The organism is Pseudomonas sp. ANT_H4, assembly GCF_008369295.1.
Lineage (GTDB): Bacteria > Pseudomonadota > Gammaproteobacteria > Pseudomonadales > Pseudomonadaceae > Aquipseudomonas.
On record NZ_VOBG01000002.1, the window covers coordinates 88,302 to 109,191 of the forward strand.

Here is a 20,890-nt window from a genome sequence, read left to right on the forward strand (position 1 = left end):
GGTTTCTTCATTCAGGATGTGTTTATAGCTCCGGCCTGCTCAAAAGGAAGGTGACTAATGCGTATTGATCGTTTAACCAGCAAATTGCAGTTGGCATTATCGGACTCTCAATCCCTGGCGGTTGGCCTTGATCATCCTGCCATCGAGCCTGCGCACTTGATGCAGGCGCTTCTGGAGCAGCAAGGCGGCTCCATCAAGCCGTTGCTGATGCAGGTAGGCTTTGACATCAACAGCCTACGCAAAGAGTTGAGCAAAGAGCTCGACCAACTGCCAAAAATCCAAAATCCTACCGGCGACGTGAATATGTCCCAGGATTTGGCGCGCCTGCTCAACCAGGCAGATCGCCTGGCCCAGCAGAAGGGCGACCAGTTCATCTCCAGCGAGCTGGTGTTGCTTGCCGCCATGGACGAGAACAGCAAACTCGGCAAATTGTTGCTGGGCCAGGGCGTGAGCAAGAAGGCCCTGGAAAATGCCATCAACAACCTGCGCGGTGGCGAGGCGGTGAATGACCCTAATCATGAGGAGTCCCGCCAAGCCCTGGATAAATACACCGTCGACCTGACCAAGCTCGCTGAAGAAGGCAAGCTCGATCCAGTGATTGGCCGTGACGACGAAATTCGCCGCACCATCCAGGTCCTGCAGCGTCGCACCAAGAACAATCCGGTGCTGATCGGTGAACCTGGCGTGGGTAAAACCGCCATTGCCGAAGGGCTGGCCCAGCGCATCATCAATGGTGAAGTGCCTGATGGCCTGAAGGGCAAGCGCCTGTTGTCCCTGGACATGGGCTCGCTGATTGCTGGCGCCAAGTTTCGTGGCGAGTTCGAAGAGCGTTTGAAATCTCTGCTTAACGAGCTGACGAAGCAGGAAGGGCAGATCATTCTATTTATCGACGAACTGCACACCATGGTCGGCGCCGGTAAAGGCGAAGGCGCCATGGATGCTGGCAACATGCTCAAGCCCGCCTTGGCACGGGGCGAGTTGCATTGCGTCGGCGCTACCACGCTCAACGAATACCGTCAGTACATTGAAAAGGATGCCGCGCTTGAGCGCCGCTTCCAGAAAGTTTTGGTGGAAGAGCCGAGCGAAGAGGACACCATCGCAATCCTGCGGGGCCTGAAAGAGCGTTATGAGGTTCACCACAGGGTGGCGATCACTGACGGCGCGATCATCGCGGCGGCCAAATTGAGCCATCGCTACATCACCGATCGTCAGTTGCCCGACAAGGCCATTGACCTGATCGACGAAGCGGCCAGCCGCATTCGCATGGAAATCGACTCCAAGCCGGAAGTGCTGGATCGCCTGGAGCGGCGCCTGATTCAACTTAAGGTTGAATCCCAGGCCCTGAAAAAAGAAAAGGATGAGGCGGCGATCAAGCGCCTGGAAAAACTCCAGGAAGAAATTGCCCGTCTGGAGCGTGAGTATTCGGATCTCGAAGAGATCTGGGCCGCGGAAAAAGCCGAAGTCCAGGGGTCTGCTCAGATTCAGCAAAAGATCGAGCAGTCCCGCCAGGAACTGGAATCCGCCCGCCGCAAGGGCGATCTGAATCGCATGGCCGAGTTGCAGTACGGGGTGATTCCTGACCTGGAACGCAGCCTGCAAATGGTCGACCAGCACGGCAAAAGCGAGAACCAGTTGCTGCGCAGCAAGGTGACCGAGGAAGAAATTGCCGAAGTCGTCTCCAAGTGGACGGGTATTCCTGTGTCGAAAATGCTCGAAGGCGAGCGCGACAAATTGATGAAAATGGAAAGCCTGTTGCACCAGCGTGTCATCGGCCAGGAAGAGGCGGTGGTCGCGGTGTCCAACGCGGTACGGCGTTCCCGAGCCGGGTTGTCCGACCCGGACCGTCCGAGCGGCTCGTTCATGTTCCTTGGCCCGACCGGTGTGGGTAAAACCGAACTGTGCAAGGCTTTGGCCGAGTTTCTCTTTGATACTGAAGAGGCCATGGTGCGGATCGATATGTCCGAGTTCATGGAGAAACATTCTGTGGCTCGCCTGATCGGGGCACCACCAGGCTACGTGGGATACGAAGAAGGCGGTTACCTGACCGAAGCGGTACGGCGTAAGCCTTACTCGGTGATCCTCCTGGACGAGGTCGAGAAGGCCCATCCGGATGTGTTCAACGTGTTGCTGCAAGTGCTGGAAGACGGCCGTCTGACGGACAGCCACGGACGTACCGTGGATTTTCGCAATACGGTGATCGTGATGACCTCCAACCTGGGCTCGGCGCAGATTCAGGAGCTGGTGGGCGATCGCGAAGCGCAGCGCGCAGCAGTGATGGATGCGGTATCGACGCACTTCCGGCCGGAGTTCATTAACCGGATCGATGAAGTGGTGATCTTCGAGCCATTGGCCCGAGATCAGATTGCCGGTATCGCCGAGATCCAGTTGGGTCGCCTGCGCAGTCGTCTGGCGGAGCGCGAGTTGGCGCTGGACCTGAGTGGCGAGGCGTTGGACAAACTGATCGCTGTGGGCTATGACCCGGTGTATGGCGCACGGCCGTTGAAGCGTGCGATCCAGCGCTGGATCGAGAACCCGTTGGCGCAGTTGATCTTGTCGGGCAGCTTTATGCCTGGTACCAGCGTCACGGCAACTGTGGAACACGACGAAATCGTCTTTCACTAAGCCCGGACTGCATGGCTATAAGAAGAGGCCCCGCACTGCGGGGCCTTTTTTTTCGATAGGGCGTTGAACTGTAAGGCAAAGGCTTGTAAAGTGCGCCCCGCAGTATGTCAGCCCAACGGTTTCTTCTCCCCAAGGAGAAATCTGAAACAAGTCGCAAATCATTGTCTTAAAAGCAATTTAAAGGGTTGACAGGGGTTTTTAAGATTGTAGAATAGCGCGCCTCGGAGGCACGAACGCAGCGATGCAATCGGGTCGAAGAGAAGGTAGTAAGCAGCAAAGTTTCACTTTGAAATATGTAGTTCCGTGATAGCTCAGTTGGTAGAGCAAATGACTGTTAATCATTGGGTCCCAGGTTCGAGTCCTGGTCACGGAGCCAATTTCAAGCCGGGGTATAGCGCAGTCCGGTAGCGCGCCTGCTTTGGGAGCAGGATGTCAGGAGTTCGAATCCCCTTACCCCGACCATATTTGGGTCGTTAGCTCAGTTGGTAGAGCAGTTGGCTTTTAACCAATTGGTCGTAGGTTCGAATCCCACACGACCCACCATTTTTGAACCCAGTTAACGCTGGAATCGAATCTTAAGATCAGAGGCCAAAAGCACTGATCGTAGAAGGCGACTTGTAAAGGTCGCCTTTTTTTACCGGGGTATAGCGCAGTCCGGTAGCGCGCCTGCTTTGGGAGCAGGATGTCAGGAGTTCGAATCCCCTTACCCCGACCATATTAAAAATCCTCGTATCGAAAGATACGGGGATTTTTTTTGCCTGCGATAGCGGTAGGGCAGCTGGCGAATACCCTTTGGCGGGCAAGCCCGCTCACCACGGAGTAATGTTAGGCGCTCCATTCCCTTAACTCACCGGCAATAAGGCAAGCCCGGCTCCCACAGAAGCCGGGCACTCCACATCAAACTGCGCTGTTAGTGCAACTTGAGCCTCGGCTCCGTACCGCGCCCAATCTTGCTGCCCAGCATCAACATCATTGTGCGGAAGAAGCCATACAGCGCCATCTGGTGCATGCGATACAGCGACACATAAAACATCCGCGCCAACCAGCCTTCCAGCATCACGCTGCCGGTCAGGTTGCCCATCAAGTTACCCACCGCTGAAAAACGCGACAACGAGATCAGCGATCCATAGTCGGTGTACTTGTAGGTGGGCAACGCCTTGCCTTCAATGCGCAATTTCAGCGATTTTGCCAGCAACGACGCCTGCTGGTGAGCCGCCTGCGCCCGTGGTGGCACGTTGTGGTCGGTGCCCGGTTGTGGGCAGGCCGCGCAATCACCGAAGGCGAAGATGTTTTCGTCACGGGTGGTTTGCAGGGTCGGCAAGACCTGCAGTTGGTTGATGCGGTTGGTTTCCAGCCCGGCAATGTCCTTGAGAAAACCTGGTGCGCGAATCCCAGCAGCCCAGACCTTCAGGCTGGCAGGAATTACCTGGCCGCTGCTGGTGATCAGGCTGTCGGCGGTCACTTCACTGACTGCTGCATTGGTCAGCACCGTAACCCCGAGTTTCTCCAGGGTATTATGCACCGGCCCGCCAATGCGCTCTGGCAGGGCAGGCAACACCCGTGGCCCGGCTTCGATCAGGGTGATGTGCATGTTTTCCGGTTTGATCCGGCCCAGGCCATAGGCTGCCAGTTCGTGGGCGGCGTTATGTAACTCGGCAGCCAGTTCAACACCGGTCGCGCCGGCGCCGACGATAGCCACGCTGATCTGTTCCACTGCATCGGTCTGCCCGGCGTGGGCGCGCAAATAGTGATTGAGCAGTTGCTGATGGAAACGCTCGGCCTGTTTGCGGGTGTCGAGGAACAGGCAGTGTTGCGCTGCGCCCGCGGTGCCGAAGTCATTGGTCGTGCTGCCGACGGCGATGACCAGGCTGTCATAGCTCAGCTCACGGGCGGGCACCAATTCCAGGCCTTGTTCGTCGAGGGTGGCGGCCAGTTGGATTTTTTTCTGCTCGCGATCAAGCCCACTCATGCGCCCCAGCTGGAACTCGAAGTGGTTCCATTTTGCCTGGGCGACATAGTTGAGTTCATCTTCCGAAGAATTCAGCGAGCCCGCTGCCACCTCGTGCAGTAATGGTTTCCAGATGTGGGTGAGGTTGGCGTCCACCAGCGTGATGCTGGCTGTGCCGCGCTTGCCCAAAGTCTTACCCAGGTGGGTAGCCAACTCCAGGCCGCCGGCGCCGCCGCCGACGATAATAATACGATGGGTCATGGGGATATCTCGCAAGGCTAAAAGAAATCGGTGCAGTTACCCGAGCGAGCGCCAGGCAGCTCATAGCGTCAGGTAACTCAAAAGGCGGCTCAGCAGACCCAGCCCGATCACTATCACCAGGACCACACCAAGGAGCAGCCACGGCCGGAAAGGCTTGCGCTCGACCTGGTTCTGGGACAGTTGCAGGTACTCTTCGACATGTTGTTGGTCGTCGGGGTTCAAGCGGCTGGTCATAAGGGCCTCGTCAGGTAGACGTTGCAAAAGGGAGCCACATTACAGCCGTGCGATTGGCGGCATTGCCAGCAGCATAGTCGTTGATCGATTCACAGGCTGATGCCGACATCAAACACTATGCTGCGCCCCAGGTTGTTGCGCAAGAAATCCGGGGCCTCGGGGTGGGCGAACAGCACCCTGGCAAACGTTGGCCCCACCAATGACAAGGAACGCCAACCCTGGCGCAGGTATTCGGTGGGTGGGGGGAAGTGGCTGTTGAGGTCCAGCACCTCACGCTTGAGGCTGGCGAAGGCGATGATATCCAGCTCCCCCAGGTCCATCCCGCGCTCCTTGTAGTTATGGGCTTTCTTGCGCAGGGTCGGTGCCAGGCGCAGCAGGAACTCATGGGCGGGAATACGTTTGGGCTTGGCCTCGCGCCGCACCAATTGGCTCAGGGAGAATGCGCTGCGCCGGCGCAACAGCTCGTCGCGCCATTCGTCATTGAGGCGCCGGCCCTCGTCGAGGACAAAAAACACTTCAAAACTGGCGTCGCGAAACAGCACGTCTGGGGGCTCTTGCCCGGCGGCATGAAACTCTTCGGCACGGTAGGGCACGTTCAAGCCTTGCAGCAGGCGCTGGCAGACCCAACGCTCACGCTCCCATTTGCGGGCATTGGACAGGAACGCGTTGGCTTGTTCGGCCGCTATGGTGAGCAGGCGCAAATAATCTGAGTCATCCATGGCTAAAGCTTAGCGTTCAAATGATGACCGCAGGAAGTCCCGCGTCAAAAGGTCGGTGTAGACTGGCCACTTGATGGCTATCCCTGGCATGAGGAGTATGTGGTGAAGTTTTTTGTCGTGGTGTTCTTGAGCCTTTTTCCCCTTTGGGCCCAGGCCGTCGAAGTGGGCGAACAAGTGGCGCCCTGGACCCTGCTCGATCAATTCGACGTGGCCTACACCCTCGATAACCAAGCGAAAATCTTGCTGGTGGCGCGCAGTATGGACGCCGCCAAACGGGTAGATACGGCGCTGCAAGGCCGGCCCCAAGGCTATCTGGAGGCGCGGCATGTGGTGTTTGTTGCCGACATTCAGCGTATGCCCAGGCTGGTCGCCAAGTTGTTCGCGGTTCCGGCGATGCAGGCTTACAACTACCGCGTCATGCTCGATCGCGACGCGCGGATCGTTCCCCGTTATCCGGCGCCTGTGGATAAAGTGCTGTGGCTGCAACTGGACAACGGCAAGCTGGTGGCGCGACACGAATACAGCTCTGCCTGCGAACTGCGCCAAGCCCTGGAGCAGGTGAAGCCGTGATCAGCGCAGCCGTGCTTGCGCCAGAAACCCTTATCATCGGCTGGCTGCTGTACGCCCCGGTGGTGATGTGGGCGGTCCTGCGTGCGCCCTGGGTCGAGCTGTTTGCTGACCGGCGACGTCAGCACCTGCTGTTTGGCACGATGTTCGCGCTATTCATGTTGTGGCTGGTACGGCGGGATTTCGACACTGGCGTGTCTTACCACTTTATCGGCATGACCGCCGTGACCCTGTTGCTCGACTGGCCCCTGGCAATCGTCGCGGGGCTGATCGCGCAAGTCGGCCTGGTGCTGCTCGGCCGCCAAGACTTGGCGGCGGTCGGGGTCAACGGCATGTTGCTGGTCCTGTTGCCGGTGTTGGTCACCGAAGCCTGCGCGTTGCTGGTGGAGCGAGCCCGGCCGCGCAATCCATTTGTGTACATCTTCTGTTCCGGCTTTTTTGCGGCGGCTCTGTCGGCATTGCTGTGTCTGTTGGTAGGGTTGGGGCTGTTGTGGTTTGACGGGCGCTTTGCGATGCCTGAATGGCTGGAGGATTTCGTCGGTTACCTGTGGCTGATCATTTTCCCCGAAGCCTTTATCAACGGCATGGTAATCAGTGCGCTGGTGGTGTTTCGCCCAGAATGGCTGGAAACCTTCAACCGCACACGGTACCTCTCGGCGCCCTGGAAGGACGACGATTCGCGGTCTTGATCCAGGTCAAATCCTGGGCAGGCAAGTGGTCTCATGCTCTGCGAAACTTCCAGGAGCACGATCATGAGTGTGTACGAGTGGGCACGGCAGGAGTTACGCAGAAGCCAGGATGCGGCACAGGAAATCGGTTTTGATCCGGGTTTGAGCCTGCGCGCCCTGCTCAGTGCGGTGGTGCAGCAGAGCAAGGGCGTGCGCAGCGTCGAGGACCTGGCCGACGAGTTGCAATTTCTCGCGGAGAACCTCGACGATCAGCAGGATTACGGCTTTATGCGGCCTTAGTGTTTTGGTTGAAGGTCTTCAGAGAACAGCTCGTCCTCGGCGTCCGGGCTGAGCGCAATCTTGTGTTCTTCCGACGCCCAGGCACCCAGGTCGATCAGTTTGCAGCGGTCCGAGCAGAACGGCCGGTTGGTGTTGGTCTCTTTCCATTCCACGGGCGCGCCGCAGGTTGGGCATTCGACTGTCAAGGGTTGGCTCATGATCGGCCTCCACGCAAAGTAAGGTAAAAGTGGTGCAGTCGCTCGACCTCGCTGTGCAGCCAGGCCAGGTCTTGGTCATTGACCAGCACATCGTCGGCATGGCGCAAGCGGTCTTCCCGAGTGGCCTGGGCCTTGAGAATCGCCTGCACCTGTTCTTCGCTGATGCCGTCGCGCTGAAGGGTACGCTGAATCTGTAGCGATTGCGGCACGTCGATCACCAGGACTCGCTGAGTCATGGTGTACTGACCGGATTCGATCAGCAGCGGCGACACTAGGATCGCATAAGGCGATTGGGCTCGCGCCAAATGGCTGCGAATCTCTTCGTCAATCAGCGGATGCAGCAAAGCTTCCAGCCAGCGGCGTTCTTCGGGGACTTCGAAGATCCGCTTGCGCAGGGCTGCGCGGTCCAATTGGCCATCGGGCAGCAGAACATCAGCGCCAAAATGCTCGGCAATACTCGCCAGTGCCGGCCTTCCGGGTTCGACCACCCAGCGGGCAGCGTGGTCGGCGTCAATCAGGTCCACGCCAAGGTCGACAAAGTGCTGGGCCGCCGCGCTTTTGCCACTGCCGATGCCGCCAGTGAGGCCAAGAATCCAGGGTGTTGCAACAGGAGTGGTCATCTGAAACCGACAGACTGCAAATAGAAGTCGGTTATTTGACCACCCCAGAGCAATGCAATCCAGCCGGCAATGGCCAGATAAGGACCAAAAGGCATAGGTGTCGACGTCTGGGCGTTACGTAGCCGTAGCAGGATCAGGCCCGTTATCGCCCCGACCAACGAGGCGAGCAACAGCGTCATCGGCAGGATTTGCCAGCCGCCCCAGGCGCCGAGCATGGCCAGCAGCTTGAAATCGCCATGGCCCATGCCGTCCTTGCCGGTGATCAGTTTGAACAGCCAGAACACCGACCACAGGCTCATGTAGCCAGCAACCGCGCCCCATAGCGCGTCAGGCGGCGACACAAGCAGGCCAAACTGATTGACGATCAACCCGAGCCAGAGCAGGGGCAATACCAGCACATCTGGCAACAATTGATGATCAGCATCGATCAAGGTCATCGCAATCAGGCCCCAGCTCAACAGCAATACCCCACCGGCCTGCCAACCGAAGCCGTAATGCCAGGCAATGAACGCCGAGATTAGCCCGCATGCCAACTCGACGAGGGGGTAGCGTGCACTAATGGGGTTATGGCACCCCGCGCAGCGGCCTCTGAGCAGCAGGTAACTGAGCAGTGGAATGTTTTCCCAGGGGCGAATTGGCCGCGAGCAGTGCGGGCAACAGGAGTTGGGGTGCAGCAGGTTGTAGGTTGGGCCGCTTGGCTCCGGGGGCAGGCCCAGTACTTCATGGGCCTGCCCCCGCCATTCCCGCTCCAGCATCTTTGGCAGGCGCCACACCAGCACGTTGAGGAAACTTCCGATGATCAGGCCAAGCACCAGCGCGATCCATACGAACACCCATGGCTGATCGGTCAGCACTTCGTTCAGTGGCATGCTCAAAACGCCGCGCCGAGTTGGAAGATTGGCAGGTACATGGCCACCACCAGCGCCCCGACAATGCCGCCGAGCACTACCATTATCAGCGGCTCCATGAGGCTGGTGAGGCTGTCCACCATATTGTCGACGTCCGCTTCGTAATGGTTGGCAACTTTTTCCAGCATGCTGTCCAGGGTGCCCGACTCCTCACCGATGGCGGTCATCTGAATAGCCATGCCCGCAAATAGGCCACTGCAAGCCATGGTCTGGTTCAACTGCATCCCTGTTGATACATCCTGGCGCATACGATTGATTGCCTGTCTGAATAGTCCGTTGCCGGCGGTCCCTGCCACCGAATCCAATGCCTGCGCCAGCGGTACCCCGGCCGCGAAAGTGGTGGAGAGCGTACGGGCATAGCGGGCGACGGCCGACTTTTTCAGCAGTGTGCCTGTCAGTGGGATTTTCAACAAACTGGCATCCAGCCAGTGGCGAAAGCCGGGTGATCGGCGATGGATGTGGCGCAGGCCGAAAACACTGGTACCCAAGGCCAGTACGAGCATCCACCAGGCTTGTTGCATGAATTCGGACAGCGCAATGACCATCAAGGTAAAAGCCGGCAACTGTGCATCAACCCCGGCAAAAAGCCCCTGGAACTGCGGCACGACATGGATCAACAGGATGGCGCTGACGACAGTGGCGACAACCAGCACTGCCAGCGGGTAGGTCATTGCCTTCTTGATCCTGGCCTTGAGTTGTTGGCTTTTTTCCAGATGGATTGCCACGCGCTCCAGAAGGGTTTCCAGGGCGCCAGCCTGTTCACCTGCTGCGATCAGGTTGCAGTACAGCTCGTCGAAATACTGCGGTTTTTTAAAAAGGGCGACGGCCAGGCTGCTGCCAGCGGCGATCTCTTGCTTCAGTCCATGCACCAGCGAGCGCATATGCCGATTGTCGAAGCCTTCGCAGATGATGTCGAAGGCCTGCAACATTGGAATGCCTGCTTTCAACAGAGTCGCCAGTTGGCGGGTGAACAGGGCGATGTCGGCGGGGCTGATGGGGTGTCGGATGTTCGCAAGAATGCGGGACCTTTTCCATACCCTACCGGGGCGGATTCCTTGCCGGCGCAGCTGCGCCTTGATCAGGGCGCGATTGTGGCCACTGGTTTCGCCGGACACCTTGCGGCCGTTCTGGTGGGTGCCTTCCCAAGCGTAGATCACGGATACATCATTCATTTCGCACTACCTCACTCGGACAGGTGAAGATCTACAGCTTAGTCACCAGTGTGTGTCCGGCAGGAAGGCGGTAACTGAAAAAATGTCAGATTGTGCGTCTTGTGCGCGATTGGCCGGACGCGGGTGAGTACACTGGCGCGGTTGCTGAGGACAGGGCACAGGATGTGCTTTGCTATGGGGGCGTGAGCCCCGTCTTATTCTGGAGAGTGAGTGTGATGCGTCAGAAAGGCTTTACCTTGATCGAGTTGTTGATCGTCGTGGCGATCATCGGCATCTTGGCCACTATCGGGCTGCCCATTTATACCAAGCACCAGGCCAAGGCCAAGTTCACGGCGGGCCTGGCGGAAATTTCCGCATTGAAAGCAGGCTTTGAGGACACCCTCAACCAGGGGGCTGCTCCGACCTTGGCATTGATCGGCGGCACCAGCCCGACGGCCAATTGCACGATCACCGTAACGGGTGACGTCGCCACGGGCGCCGGCTCGATGGCCTGTGAAATTATCAATGCCCCCGCGCCAGTCCTGGGCAAGACCATCACCTTGACCCGCGGTGCCACTACCGGCTGGAAATGTTCCACCACGTCCGATGATCAATACGCTGCAAAAGGTTGCACGGCTGGCGGTGCGTGACCATTAAGCCGGGCAGCATTTACACGGCAATATAGATCCAGTGCGGGAGCCCTGCTCCCACACAATCCACAAGGACGTAGAGGTTGCCCATGACGTTATCCGTGCAGCAACGAGGAAGCGTTTTCCTGGTGGTGGCGCTGTGTCTTCTGGCGCTGGGTATCTATCCCTCGTTCAGCACCCATGACTTGCAGCGTACGATACAAATTGTCGTGGGTTTTTGCGCGTTGATTTATGGGCTGTCGGTTTCCTCGCTGGCTTGCAGGCAACGACTGGTCGACAGGCCCGCCGCTATCGGTCTGGCGGTGATTGTTGGGCTTGGCCTGGTCTCGTCGTTGTTGGCCCATCAGCCGTCCTGGGCGCTGACTGAGCTGGCGCTGGTAATCACCTGTGGCGCCATTGCTGCTGCTCTCGCCACGCTTAGGCGCAATGGCGACGAGTCCCTTGATCGGGCATTGGTCCTCTTCGTGGTGCTGCTGTGCCTGATCAAAAGCAGTCAGTATCTATATGCTGGCGCTATCGCCTTTACCAGCGGCGAACCGGTGTTGAACACGGACCTGCTGCTGTCAGGATTTTCCAACAAGCGCTTTTATGGCCAGTTCCAGACGTTTACCTTGCCGTTGCTGGCACTTCCTCTGCTGGCCTCGGCTACCAGTCGTGCGGTACGAAGTTGTGTGTTCGCCTTGTTGTGTGTCTGGTGGCTGATCGCGATCAGTGGCGGCACCCGCGGAACCTGGCTCGGTTTGGGAACTGCCGGGATAGTCCTGGCGTTTTTGGGCCCTTGGGGGCGTCGCTGGCTGGCTTGGCAATTGGCTGCCCTGTGTTGCGCATTGCTGCTGTACTGGTTGTTGTTCGTCGCACTGACGGGGTATCTGGGGATTGAAATCGACAATATCGCCGGCGACCGCCTGACCACCTCTCTTTCCGGGCGTGGCCCCATCTGGTGGCAGGCTTGGGACATGATCCGCGAGCGCCCGTTGCTGGGCTTCGGGCCGATGCATTTTGCCGATATCGCCAACGACATTGCCGCTCACCCGCACCAGGCGATTCTGCAATGGGCCAGCGAGTGGGGCGTGCTGTCGACCTTGTGCGTGGCCGGGTTGGCTTTGCGGGGGATCTGGCCGACCTTGAATGTGCTGCGTCAGCAGCGCAGCGTTATTGCACCCGTAGACCTGCTGCGCCTGTGTCTATTTGCCGCGTTGATCGGCGCATTGACCCAAGCCATGGTTGACGGCGTGATAGTGATGCCAAACTCGCAACTGTGGCTGGCGCTGGTGGTTGGTTGGCTGATGGCCTTGCACCCGTGGCGAACGTGCCCAAGCGCCACGATGCCGCTGCTGTACTGGATGTGGACGGTGCTGATTGTCCTGTCTGTTGCATTGCTGGTGTTCGTCGCAATTAGAGACGTGCCTCACATCAATGAGCGTAACCAGCATTACGTGGGCGCCAGCAAAGTACATCTGCAGCCACGCTTCTGGGCCCAAGGGGTTATTGCACTCCCAAAGCAGTGAGTTGCCGGACGTCCAAGGCAGTGCTAGCTTTAGCCTACCGCCCGTGTAGCTCAGTTGGTAGAGCAGCGCACTCGTAACGCGAAGGTCGCAGGTTCGATTCCTGTCTCGGGCAAAAAGGCAACACAGTTTTCAGATGATCCCAGAATGGTTCTGAAGGCCAGACGAACCGGTATTCATGCCTGTTCTTTTGTATCTGCGCAACCTTGATGACCCAGATGCATCCCCATTCCTAGATCAAAGAGAACGACATGACCATAAAAGAAGTGACCCAGGAAGTGCGGCACGAACAAGCTCTCAAAAAGTACGTCGCAGAGTCTCCGGAACTCCTTGATGAGATCAAGGACCTGAGTGCCGATGATCAGAAGGACCAGATCCAATGGTCATTTGAGGATGAGGCCGAGGCCCAGGGGCTCCAACCGTGGGAGTTGACCCTCAAGTACACCTCCACTCCTGAAGAGTTCGAAGTGGCGCGCCTGGCCCTGCACAAAGAGGCTGCCGAAGTGCTGGGCGTCGACTGGAACGAGTACTGCGGGATGAATAACCTGGCGATTTGAGACGCAGTGGTAGGAGCGAGCTTGCTCGCGAGAAACCTGAGCGCTACGCGGGGTGCCAAGCTTCCCGCGTCATCGTTAACGCCCATCGCGAGCAAGCTCGCTCCTACATTTTAAAGCGACTCAGAGACTGAGGCGCATCGACAAATCCACGGCCTTCACATCCTTGGTCATTGCGCCAATGGAAATGTAGTCCACCCCGGTTTTGGCGATGGGCAGCAATGTGCTTTCGTTGATCCCGCCGCTGGCTTCCAGTTTCGCCTTTCCGTCATTCAGGCGCACCGCTTCGCGCATGTCGTCTAGGCTCAATTCATCAAGCATGATGATATCGGCGCCAGCCGCCAGTGCTTCGCGCAACTCCTCCAGACTTTCCACTTCGATTTCCACCCGTTTGCCCGGGGCGATCTTGTGGGCGGCGCTGATGGCCTGGGCAATGCCACCGCAGGCGGCGATATGGTTTTCCTTGATCAGGAAGGCGTCATACAAACCGATGCGGTGATTGTGACAACCGCCGCAGGTCACGGCATATTTTTGCGCCAGGCGCAGCCCCGGCAGGGTCTTGCGGGTATCCAGCAGCTTGACCTGGGTGGTGGCGACAAAGTCCGCCAAGTATTGCGCACGGGTGGCAACGCCTGACAGCAGTTGCAGGAAATTCAGTGCGCAACGTTCACCGCTGAGCAGTGAACGGGCCGGGCCTTCGAGGTGAAACAGTACCTGGTTGGGGCTCACGCGCTCACCGTCGCGCACCTGCCAATGCACGGCGACACGCGGGTCCAACTGGCGGAACACCGCATCGACCCAGGCTGTGCCGCTGATGACTGCGGCATCGCGGGTGATGATCGTAGCCTTGGCCAGCCGTTCGGCCGGGATCAGTTGCGCGGTGATGTCGCCGCTGCCGATATCTTCCAGCAATGCGCGGCGCACGTTGGCTTCGATTTCGGCGGTCAGGTCGGCAAGACGAAGATTGGGCATAACGGGCTCCACAAACAAAGTGGCTCGATTATAGGGGTATGGCAGCGCCTAACCCAAGGTGCCAAACCGCTGTGCCACCGTTGCTGCCCTGCCTTATTACAAGGCAAGTACAGAGTTCGCTGGCGCAATAGTCCCCATTTGCAAGATAATCTTGCGCCTTTCAATTGGCGTCATAGCTTTGACGTCTCGGTGATGTCCCGATAATTGTAGTGCCCATGGGTCTTGATGCCCTTGGCTGTATCGATTTTTCACAAAACCGAACCCACCGTTTCAGGAGGCCAGGATGCACAATGACGGAAAGGTGGTGCCGATCAACAAGATCGCTGCGCAGGCGAAGCCTTCGCCGCTTGCCCGCCTGCCAGTGATTTTGCTTCAGGTTCGTGACAAGGCGGTCCAGCAACTCAAGCAGGGTTTGCAGGAACTGTTCGATAACGCCGACGACACCCTGTTCGAAATGGCCGACAAGGCCCGCAACAATGTTGACCAGAACATTTTCTTTGAAGCCATGCGAGACCTGCGCCTCAAGCGCAAGAACTTCGAGCGTGGCTTTGTGGAGCAGCTCTTTGCAGCATTCATCAACCTGGGGCAAGCCGGGCGGGGCGAGTTGCAATTGCTGCCGACGGTTTCCTACGATGCGGTGCCCGGTGTGTCTGCGGACGATCTGGAAAAAGCCGTGGCCCTGGAGGCCATGCTCGGCAGGGTCCAGCACCGTGACGGTTTGGCCCTTGGCCAATTGACTGCACGCCTGGGTGCGCTGTTGGGCAAGCATCTGGATGATCGTGAAAACCCCCTCGGCCCGGCGATGCTCTGCGAGTACTTCCTGCAGGCCGGGCGTAGTATGGGGGTGGAAATTCGGGTCAAGCTGATCATTCTCAAGCTGTTTGAAAAATACGTACTCAGTGATGCCGATCAGTTGTATGGCGAAGCCAATCAACTGCTGCTGGCAACGGGTGTGCTGCCCGAACTCAAGGCGGTGCCATCCCGGCGTCTTGGTGAGCGCACTGCTCGGGTCCTCCCGCCAGCGGACGCCACCCCTGCTGGCGATTTCCAGGCCGACGAAGGCGAGCAGCAGGCCTTCGTTGCGCTGCAAAAATTGCTATTCGCCGTGCGTGGCAGCGTCGCCCCGACCCTTGAAGCCAGCGCCCAGGCCCAACCGATTTCAACCCGTGACTTGCTGCGCCTGCTCTCCCATTTGCAGCAATACGTTCCGGAGCCGGCGGTCGAGGACGATTTCGACCTGCGCAGCCAGTTGGAAGAGTTGCTGACCCGCGTCAGCGTCAAAAGTGGCAAATCGCGAGTGGTCGACGTCGCCGACGAGGACGTGATCAACCTGATCGCGATGCTCTTCGAGTTCATTCTCGACGACCGCACCTTACCCGACTCCCTCAAGGCATTGATTGCCCGCTTGCAGATTCCCATGCTGAAAGTGGCGGTGCTGGACAAGAGTTTTTTCAGTCGTGGCAGCCACCCGGCGCGACGGCTGCTCAATGAAATCGGCACGGCCGCCATGGGCTGGGGCAAGCGCGACGACTATCAGCGCGACAGCTTGTACTTGCGCATCGAACAAGTGGTGCAGCGGCTGTTGAATGATTTTGTCGATGACCCAGCGATTTTTTCCGAGTTGTTGCTGGAGTTCACCACCTTTACCAGCGATGAGCGACGTCGCAGCGAATTGCTCGAACAGCGTACCCGCGACGCCGAAGAAGGCCGGGCCCGCACCGAACAGGCCCGCCAGCGGGTGGCCTATGCCCTCAACCGCAGGCTGCTGGGCAAAGTCTTGCCGCAAGTAGTGGTGCAGTTCCTGCAACAGGCCTGGAGCCAGGTCCTGTTGCTGGCGTGCCTCAAGCACGGTGAACAGTCGCCGCAATGGCAGGCCGGGTTGCAGACCATGGACGAATTGATCTGGAGTGCTGGCCTTAGCGAAGACACCGAGGCCGGGCGCCATCTGCTGGAGCAATTGCCGGCGCTGCTCAAGGCCCTGCGCGATGGCTTGAGCGGGGCGGCGTTCGATCCCTTTATTACCCGTGAATTCTTCACTCAGTTGCAAGCGCTGCATGTGCAATCGTTCCAGGGCGTCGGGGCGGGGCAATCGCCGCAGCCGATTGGGACCCTGGTCGAGGTACGCGAAAAAGTTGTGCTGAGCCCTGTCTTGCCGATCGATACGGTGAGCCTGCCGGATGATGATCCCGATATGCTCAAGGTTCGCCAATTGCGCATCGGCAGTTGGGTCGAGTTCCAGGAAGATGAAGAAAACACCCTGAGTTGCAAGCTGACGGCGATTATTGCGCCTGCCAACAGCTACATTTTTGTCAATCGCGCGGGCCTCAAAGTGTTTGAGAAAACCTGCACGCAGTTGGCCCTGGAGTTCAAGCGTGGTGGGGTGCGGACCCTTGACGACGCGCTGTTGTTCGACCGGGCACTCGCCTCGGTGATTGGCAACCTGCGCCAACTCAATCGCGCCAAGTGATCGCAACCACAGGGTGGATCGCGGCATACTGGTCCATCCCAGCCTTGCTCAAGGAACCTGTATGCAGTTGGACCCCACCAGCGGTTGGTGCCAGGGTATTCGCCATTGCCCATCGCCCAACTTTAATGAGCGCCCCAGCGGCGAGATTTCCCTGTTGGTGGTGCATAACATCAGCTTGCCGCCGGCGCAGTTTGCCACCGGCAAAGTGCAGGAGTTTTTCCAGAATCGCCTAGATGTCACGGAACATCCCTACTTTGAAGGGATCGCCGATCTACGGGTTTCTGCGCACTTTCTGATTGAGCGCGATGGTGCGGTGACGCAGTTTGTCTCGTGTCTGGACCGTGCCTGGCATGCCGGGGTGTCGAGCTTCGAGGGGCGCGAGATTTGCAATGATTTTTCCCTGGGAATTGAACTGGAGGGGACGGACGATCTGCCCTTTAGCGATGCCCAGTACCAATCCTTGATCGAGCTGAGCCGTCAATTGCTGGTTGCCTACACGGGCATTACGCGCCAGCGCATTTGTGGTCACAGCGATATCGCCCCGGGACGCAAGACAGATCCAGGACCGGCTTTTGATTGGGCGCGTTTTCGCAGCGCCTTGCAGGATGGAGGACAAGCACAATGAGTTTTCTGGTGTTGGTGTTGGCTGTATGGATTGAGAAGTTCTCGGCCTTGCGCCAGCGGGTACAGCGTGACGGCGGTTGGTTGCGAGAGTTGGCCAAGCTGGAATCCAGTGCGCGATTGGGCAAACAGCCTTGGTTGATCCTGGCGTTGTTGGTGCTGTTACCCGTAGCGCTGCTGGGTTTGTTGCTGCTGATGCTGGAGCCGGTGGCCTATGGTTTGCTGGCGTTGCCGGTGCACCTGCTGGTGGTGATCTACAGCCTGGGGCGGGGCGACTTGCTCGCCGGGCTGGGGCCGTTTCGCGATGCCTGGCGCCGTGGCGACCTGCAAGCGGCTGAACATGTTGCCGAGCGTGACATGGGTGTTGGCGCGGACAGTGGTGAACAACTGCTGGAGCAGGTCCAGGGCCATTTGTTGTGGCAGGCCTATCAGAGTTTCTTCGCTGTTATTCTCTGGTACTTCCTTCTCGGCCCAGTGGCGGCGCTGGCCTATCGTTTGTTGGCGCTGACGACTGAGCACGGGAAAAATCCCCTGGTAGTGGAGCGTGCCGGGCAGTTGCGTCATGCCTTCGACTGGTTGCCGGTGCGCTTGCTGGCGGCGAGTTTCGCCCTGGTAGGCAATTTTGTCGCGGTCAGCAGGGTCATGCTCCATGAGCTGCTGAACTGGGACATCAGCGCCGCCCAACTGGTGGAGAAGGTCGGCCTGGTAGCCGGCGAAATCCCGCCGCCGGTGGTGGGCGCTGACGGCATCAACAGCCTGGACCGTATCTGGGAGCTGCTGCTACGCGCTGCCGTACTGTGGTATGCCGGGTTTGCCATCTGGATCGTGTTGCCCTGAGTTGATATTGAAGCGGGCACGGTCAGTGTGAGAGCTGGCTTGCCTGCGATGGTCGTTAACCTTAAGTTACAAAACTCCCCTTCAAATTGAGCTATACAGATTGAGCGCCAAATAGTGGCTATCTGCCGCCGCCCTGCGCCTCAATAAAAATAAAAGAAAAGGGAGTTCACCTGTGAATAGCTTGCTCTATCCCGCCATCGCGTTGATGAACCGTTTGAGCTTCGGCATGAAGTTCAGCTTGATCAGCGTGCTGTTTTTCCTGCCCATGCTGGTGACCAACTATTACCTGGTGCGCGATTCCTGGCGCGAGTTTCAGGGCACGCAGATTGAGCTGCAAAGCCTGGACCTGTTGGGCAGCAGTCTGACCCTGCGCCGCGACCTGGAGACGCTGAACAACCAAGTGCAGATCAACGCGACGCTGGGTCAATCAGGCAAGGCCGGTGATATCGAAGGCAAAATCAGCGCCCTGGAACAGAGCGTGCTGGAACGCCTGCAAGGCTTTAAGGCCATGGCGGCCGATCCCGAGCAAGTCGCGGTGTTTGAAGGCAAGCGCGACGAGATGATCGCCGCTTTCAAGGCCCAGCAAACGGAATCCTCTCTGCTGAGCAAAAGCGCGCTGATCGGCAAACTCCTCAACAAGGCGCAGATGCTCAGCCAGATCATTGCCAGCCAGTCAGGCTTGAGTCGTGATCCGCAAAGTGACCTGCGCCAACTCAGCGAATTGATCACCAGCGTTACCCCGCAAGTCACCCAGACCCTGGGCGAAGGCCGGGCGATGGGCGCTTATTCCCTGGGCCAGGGCTTTCTCAATTCATCTTCCAGCACCCGCTTTGACGAGTTGTTGCAGCAGTTGGAAAAGCTCCAGGCCGAATACGGTTTGAAGCTGCAAGATGCCCTCGGTTCGAGCAAGGCCGCCCACGGTGCGCTTGATGCCTTGGCTAATGCCAGCCAGGGCAGCCTCAAGCAAGGCAGCGAGCTGTTCGAAGAGCAGGTAGTGATGGCCGAAACCCTTGACGCGCCATGGCAGGGCTTTTATGACGAGGTTAGCAGCCTGATGGCCAAGACTTATCAGTTCGATGACGCAACCCTGACCTTCCTCGACCAGCAGTTGCAGGCGCGTCTTTCGCAGAACCGCACGCACATGGTGGTGCTGGTGTCAGCCCTGGCGGCGGTGTTTTTGCTGATTGTCTATTTGTATGGAGGTTTCTACGCTTCCACCCGCACTACATTGCGCCGCCTTGGGGCGATGATGGACAAGGTCGCGGCTGGCGACATGACGGTCACGTTTGTCGCCCAAAGCCGCGATGAGTTGGGGGATCTGGGCCAAGTGTTCAATGGCACGGTAGCGAAAATCCACGACCTGATCGAACGGGTAGGGCAGACCGTCAGTGAAGTTGAGCGCCAGGCCGGGCAAGTGGAATCGGTATCGGCCCGCAGCAACCAGGCCGTTTCTGGCCAACGCAGCCAGATCGAACAGGTGGCGACGGCCATGAACCAGATGTCCGCCACTGCTCAGGAAGTGGCCCGCAGCGCAGCGGCTGCGGTCAGCAGCGCCCACAGCGTTAACGATGAAACTCTCAGCGGCCGTGGCCTGGTGCAATCCCAGCAGGGCAGCATTGCACTGTTGGCGTCCGAGATCGATCAGTCAGTGTTGGTGATCAATCAACTGGCCATCGACAGCCAATCCATCAGCCGCGTGCTGGAAGTGATCAAAAGCATTGCCGAACAAACCAACCTGCTGGCACTGAACGCGGCCATCGAAGCGGCGCGGGCAGGTGAGCAAGGCCGCGGTTTCGCGGTGGTGGCCGATGAAGTGCGCACCCTGGCAAAGCGCACCCAGCACTCCACCGAAGAAATCGAACAGATGATTGCCAAGCTGCACAGCGGCGTCGGCGCGGCGGTGAAGGCTATGGGCAGCAGTCATCAGATGGCCAATGGCACGGTCGGGCAGTCGGAAAAGGTCCAGCAGGCCCTGGAAAATATCCTGGGTGCCGTGGGCATGATTGTCGATCAAAACCAACAGATCGCCGCCGCCGTGGAGCAGCAGACAGCCGTGGCCCATAATATCGACCAGAACATCGTCGAAATTAACCGTGCCGGTGAGCATGCGGCGCAGGGGGCGCATCAGACCGAAGAGGCTAGCCGACACTTGTCATTGCAGGTGATCGAGTTGAAGCAGTTGATCGGTGCGTTTCGGGTGTGAGATGAGGCAGTAGGAACTGTCCGTTGTAAGTGTGGTGTATGTCTTGCGCCACGCCCGCCACCGGCATCGCATGACCCTGAAGTTTCAGGCGGTCAATCCCGTCAGGGTGTTACCAATTGAAGAGTTCGCAGGCATTGCGGGTGCTCGCTTGCGCCAGTGTTGACGGGCTGATGGCCATTCGCTCGGCCAGGGCTGCGCAGATATCGGGCAGATGTTCGGGGCTGTTGCGCTGGCCGGGATACATGACGGGAGCCATGTCCGGTGAGTCGGTTTCCAGTACGACCGAATCCAGAGGCAGTTGGGCGATCACTTTGTGCATGCGCAACGCCTGGGGCCAGGTCGCCGCGCCGCCCAGGCCCAGCTTGAAACCGAGCTTGATGTACTCGCGGGCTTCTTCCAGGCTGCCGGCGAAGGCGTGGATGATGCCGCCCCGTGGCAAGCGAATACGTTTGAGGGTGGCAATCACCATGGCATGGCTGCGCCTTACATGCAGCAGCGCCGGGAGTTGGAAGTCTGCCGCCAGTTGCAATTGGGCTTCAAACAGCGATTGCTGGCGTTCACGGTCCAGTTGTTCAAGGAAATAATCCAGACCGATTTCGCCGACGGCACACAGCTGGCGGTGGCCCTTCAAGCGAGTCAACCAGTCGCCCATCTCGGTCAGGTCAGCGGGGCGATGCTCGTCCAGGTAAACCGGGTGCAGCCCGAAGGCTGCGTACAACTGCAAATCCTGTTGCACCAGATCCCACACCCGCTGCCAATTCTGCTGATAAACCCCCAACACCACCATTCGTCGCACGCCCAATTGGCGGCAGCGGTTCAGGACCTCAACGCGGTCTGCGTCGAAGTCCGCAAAGTCGAGGTGGGTATGGCTGTCGATCAGCTCCAC

General features: G+C 58.6%; 20 protein-coding genes and 5 tRNA genes. 16 read left to right on the forward strand and 9 right to left on the reverse strand.

Annotated features, from left to right (window positions below; all coding sequences use genetic code 11):
- Positions 1-57 precede the first annotated feature (57 nt).
- The 5 genes from clpB (at position 58) to FQ182_RS03025 (ending at position 3,337) form a co-directional block, all read left to right on the forward strand.
- Positions 58-2,622 (forward strand): ATP-dependent chaperone ClpB, encoded by a 2,565-nt coding sequence (clpB, locus tag FQ182_RS03005; protein WP_149410813.1) that lies wholly within the window; start codon positions 58-60, stop codon positions 2,620-2,622.
- 300 nt (positions 2,623-2,922) lie between these two features.
- Positions 2,923-2,998, forward strand: a tRNA-Asn gene (locus FQ182_RS03010).
- Positions 2,999-3,007: 9 nt separating this feature from the next.
- Positions 3,008-3,084: transfer RNA gene (locus FQ182_RS03015), tRNA-Pro, on the forward strand.
- A 5-nt stretch (positions 3,085-3,089) separates the two neighbouring features.
- Positions 3,090-3,165, forward strand: a tRNA-Lys gene (locus tag FQ182_RS03020).
- Positions 3,166-3,260: 95 nt separating this feature from the next.
- Positions 3,261-3,337 (forward strand) — tRNA-Pro (locus tag FQ182_RS03025).
- A 195-nt stretch (positions 3,338-3,532) separates the two neighbouring features.
- Here FQ182_RS03025 and FQ182_RS03030 read toward each other — a convergent pair.
- The 3 genes from FQ182_RS03030 to FQ182_RS03040 all read right to left on the reverse strand — a co-directional run bounded on the left by FQ182_RS03030 (position 3,533) and on the right by FQ182_RS03040 (position 5,784).
- Complete coding sequence (locus FQ182_RS03030) at positions 3,533-4,831, reverse strand: NAD(P)/FAD-dependent oxidoreductase (RefSeq protein WP_149410814.1); 1,299 nt, start codon at positions 4,829-4,831, stop codon at positions 3,533-3,535.
- Between the two features lie 60 nt (positions 4,832-4,891).
- Positions 4,892-5,065, reverse strand: coding sequence for a DUF3094 family protein (locus FQ182_RS03035; protein WP_149410815.1), 174 nt, complete (start codon positions 5,063-5,065; stop codon positions 4,892-4,894).
- An 89-nt stretch (positions 5,066-5,154) separates the two neighbouring features.
- Positions 5,155-5,784, reverse strand: coding sequence for a DUF1780 domain-containing protein (locus FQ182_RS03040; RefSeq protein ID WP_149410816.1), 630 nt, complete (start codon positions 5,782-5,784; stop codon positions 5,155-5,157).
- Positions 5,785-5,886: 102 nt separating this feature from the next.
- Here FQ182_RS03040 and FQ182_RS03045 point away from each other — a divergent pair, with 102 nt between their 5' ends.
- The 3 genes from FQ182_RS03045 to FQ182_RS03055 all read left to right on the forward strand — a co-directional run bounded on the left by FQ182_RS03045 (position 5,887) and on the right by FQ182_RS03055 (position 7,319).
- Entirely contained in the window at positions 5,887-6,354 is a 468-nt protein-coding gene (locus tag FQ182_RS03045; RefSeq protein ID WP_149410817.1) for an FAD/FMN-containing dehydrogenase, read from the forward strand.
- The gene (locus tag FQ182_RS03050; RefSeq protein ID WP_133099960.1) at positions 6,351-7,040 is read left to right on the forward strand and encodes an energy-coupling factor ABC transporter permease; all 690 of its coding nucleotides are present in this window, start codon (positions 6,351-6,353) and stop codon (positions 7,038-7,040) included. Before FQ182_RS03045 ends, FQ182_RS03050 begins: the two co-directional genes overlap by 4 nt.
- 63 nt (positions 7,041-7,103) lie before the next feature.
- Positions 7,104-7,319 carry a hypothetical protein gene (locus FQ182_RS03055; RefSeq protein WP_149410818.1) on the forward strand — a complete coding sequence of 72 codons (216 nt, stop codon included), beginning with the start codon at positions 7,104-7,106 and terminating at the stop codon, positions 7,317-7,319.
- On the opposite strand, the gene yacG is transcribed toward FQ182_RS03055, so the two are convergent.
- Genes yacG through FQ182_RS03075 form a run of 4 tightly spaced genes read right to left on the reverse strand, consistent with a single transcriptional unit; the run spans position 7,316 to position 10,216 of the window.
- Positions 7,316-7,516: a DNA gyrase inhibitor YacG gene (yacG, locus tag FQ182_RS03060; RefSeq protein WP_149410819.1), complete on the reverse strand. Its 201-nt coding sequence runs from the start codon at positions 7,514-7,516 to the stop codon at positions 7,316-7,318. The genes FQ182_RS03055 and yacG overlap by 4 nt on opposite strands.
- On the reverse strand, positions 7,513-8,136 hold the full coding sequence (gene coaE, locus FQ182_RS03065; protein ID WP_133099958.1) for a dephospho-CoA kinase: 624 nt from the start codon (positions 8,134-8,136) through the stop codon (positions 7,513-7,515). The genes yacG and coaE overlap by 4 nt, the downstream gene beginning before the upstream one ends.
- Positions 8,133-9,005: an A24 family peptidase gene (locus tag FQ182_RS03070; protein WP_149410820.1), complete on the reverse strand. Its 873-nt coding sequence runs from the start codon at positions 9,003-9,005 to the stop codon at positions 8,133-8,135. The genes coaE and FQ182_RS03070 overlap by 4 nt, the downstream gene beginning before the upstream one ends.
- Positions 9,006-9,007: 2 nt before the next feature.
- Positions 9,008-10,216 carry a type II secretion system F family protein gene (locus tag FQ182_RS03075; RefSeq protein ID WP_149410821.1) on the reverse strand — a complete coding sequence of 403 codons (1,209 nt, stop codon included), beginning with the start codon at positions 10,214-10,216 and terminating at the stop codon, positions 9,008-9,010.
- 215 nt (positions 10,217-10,431) lie between these two features.
- Between FQ182_RS03075 and FQ182_RS03080 the strand changes: the two genes are divergently transcribed.
- The 4 genes from FQ182_RS03080 to FQ182_RS03095 all read left to right on the forward strand — a co-directional run bounded on the left by FQ182_RS03080 (position 10,432) and on the right by FQ182_RS03095 (position 12,907).
- Positions 10,432-10,845, forward strand: coding sequence for a pilin (locus FQ182_RS03080; RefSeq protein WP_149411057.1), 414 nt, complete (start codon positions 10,432-10,434; stop codon positions 10,843-10,845).
- Between the two features lie 89 nt (positions 10,846-10,934).
- Positions 10,935-12,353 carry an O-antigen ligase gene (locus FQ182_RS03085; RefSeq protein WP_149410822.1) on the forward strand — a complete coding sequence of 473 codons (1,419 nt, stop codon included), beginning with the start codon at positions 10,935-10,937 and terminating at the stop codon, positions 12,351-12,353.
- A 39-nt stretch (positions 12,354-12,392) separates the two neighbouring features.
- Positions 12,393-12,465 (forward strand) — tRNA-Thr (locus FQ182_RS03090).
- A 136-nt stretch (positions 12,466-12,601) separates the two neighbouring features.
- A complete protein-coding gene (locus FQ182_RS03095) occupies positions 12,602-12,907 on the forward strand; it encodes a DUF6388 family protein (RefSeq protein ID WP_149410823.1) in 306 nt (101 codons plus the stop codon).
- 120 nt (positions 12,908-13,027) lie between these two features.
- On the opposite strand, the gene nadC is transcribed toward FQ182_RS03095, so the two are convergent.
- Positions 13,028-13,876 carry a carboxylating nicotinate-nucleotide diphosphorylase gene (nadC, locus tag FQ182_RS03100; protein ID WP_149410824.1) on the reverse strand — a complete coding sequence of 283 codons (849 nt, stop codon included), beginning with the start codon at positions 13,874-13,876 and terminating at the stop codon, positions 13,028-13,030.
- Between the two features lie 283 nt (positions 13,877-14,159).
- Between nadC and FQ182_RS03105 the strand changes: the two genes are divergently transcribed.
- The 4 genes from FQ182_RS03105 to FQ182_RS03120 all read left to right on the forward strand — a co-directional run bounded on the left by FQ182_RS03105 (position 14,160) and on the right by FQ182_RS03120 (position 20,004).
- Positions 14,160-16,343: a DUF1631 domain-containing protein gene (locus tag FQ182_RS03105; RefSeq protein ID WP_149410825.1), complete on the forward strand. Its 2,184-nt coding sequence runs from the start codon at positions 14,160-14,162 to the stop codon at positions 16,341-16,343.
- Positions 16,344-16,404: 61 nt separating this feature from the next.
- Complete coding sequence (ampD, locus tag FQ182_RS03110) at positions 16,405-16,968, forward strand: 1,6-anhydro-N-acetylmuramyl-L-alanine amidase AmpD (RefSeq protein WP_133099951.1); 564 nt, start codon at positions 16,405-16,407, stop codon at positions 16,966-16,968.
- Complete coding sequence (ampE, locus tag FQ182_RS03115; RefSeq protein ID WP_149410826.1) at positions 16,965-17,801, forward strand: regulatory signaling modulator protein AmpE; 837 nt, start codon at positions 16,965-16,967, stop codon at positions 17,799-17,801. The genes ampD and ampE overlap by 4 nt, the downstream gene beginning before the upstream one ends.
- A gap of 172 nt (positions 17,802-17,973) precedes the next feature.
- Entirely contained in the window at positions 17,974-20,004 is a 2,031-nt protein-coding gene (locus FQ182_RS03120) for a methyl-accepting chemotaxis protein (RefSeq protein ID WP_149410827.1), read from the forward strand.
- 109 nt (positions 20,005-20,113) lie between these two features.
- Here the strand turns inward: FQ182_RS03120 and FQ182_RS03125 are convergent, their stop codons facing one another.
- Positions 20,114-20,890: a TatD family hydrolase gene (locus FQ182_RS03125; protein WP_149410828.1), complete on the reverse strand. Its 777-nt coding sequence runs from the start codon at positions 20,888-20,890 to the stop codon at positions 20,114-20,116.

Coding starts and splice junctions, on each gene's coding strand:
- clpB (WP_149410813.1), top strand. CDS start 58: ATGCGTATTGATCGTTTAACCAGCAAATTGCAGTTGGCATTATCGGAC.
- FQ182_RS03030 (WP_149410814.1), bottom strand. CDS start 4,831: ATGACCCATCGTATTATTATCGTCGGCGGCGGCGCCGGCGGCCTGGAG.
- FQ182_RS03035 (WP_149410815.1), bottom strand. CDS start 5,065: ATGACCAGCCGCTTGAACCCCGACGACCAACAACATGTCGAAGAGTAC.
- FQ182_RS03040 (WP_149410816.1), bottom strand. CDS start 5,784: ATGGATGACTCAGATTATTTGCGCCTGCTCACCATAGCGGCCGAACAA.
- FQ182_RS03055 (WP_149410818.1), top strand. CDS start 7,104: ATGAGTGTGTACGAGTGGGCACGGCAGGAGTTACGCAGAAGCCAGGAT.
- yacG (WP_149410819.1), bottom strand. CDS start 7,516: ATGAGCCAACCCTTGACAGTCGAATGCCCAACCTGCGGCGCGCCCGTG.
- coaE (WP_133099958.1), bottom strand. CDS start 8,136: ATGACCACTCCTGTTGCAACACCCTGGATTCTTGGCCTCACTGGCGGC.
- FQ182_RS03070 (WP_149410820.1), bottom strand. CDS start 9,005: ATGCCACTGAACGAAGTGCTGACCGATCAGCCATGGGTGTTCGTATGG.
- FQ182_RS03075 (WP_149410821.1), bottom strand. CDS start 10,216: ATGAATGATGTATCCGTGATCTACGCTTGGGAAGGCACCCACCAGAAC.
- FQ182_RS03080 (WP_149411057.1), top strand. CDS start 10,432: ATGCGTCAGAAAGGCTTTACCTTGATCGAGTTGTTGATCGTCGTGGCG.
- FQ182_RS03085 (WP_149410822.1), top strand. CDS start 10,935: ATGACGTTATCCGTGCAGCAACGAGGAAGCGTTTTCCTGGTGGTGGCG.
- FQ182_RS03095 (WP_149410823.1), top strand. CDS start 12,602: ATGACCATAAAAGAAGTGACCCAGGAAGTGCGGCACGAACAAGCTCTC.
- nadC (WP_149410824.1), bottom strand. CDS start 13,876: ATGCCCAATCTTCGTCTTGCCGACCTGACCGCCGAAATCGAAGCCAAC.
- FQ182_RS03105 (WP_149410825.1), top strand. CDS start 14,160: ATGCACAATGACGGAAAGGTGGTGCCGATCAACAAGATCGCTGCGCAG.
- ampD (WP_133099951.1), top strand. CDS start 16,405: ATGCAGTTGGACCCCACCAGCGGTTGGTGCCAGGGTATTCGCCATTGC.
- ampE (WP_149410826.1), top strand. CDS start 16,965: ATGAGTTTTCTGGTGTTGGTGTTGGCTGTATGGATTGAGAAGTTCTCG.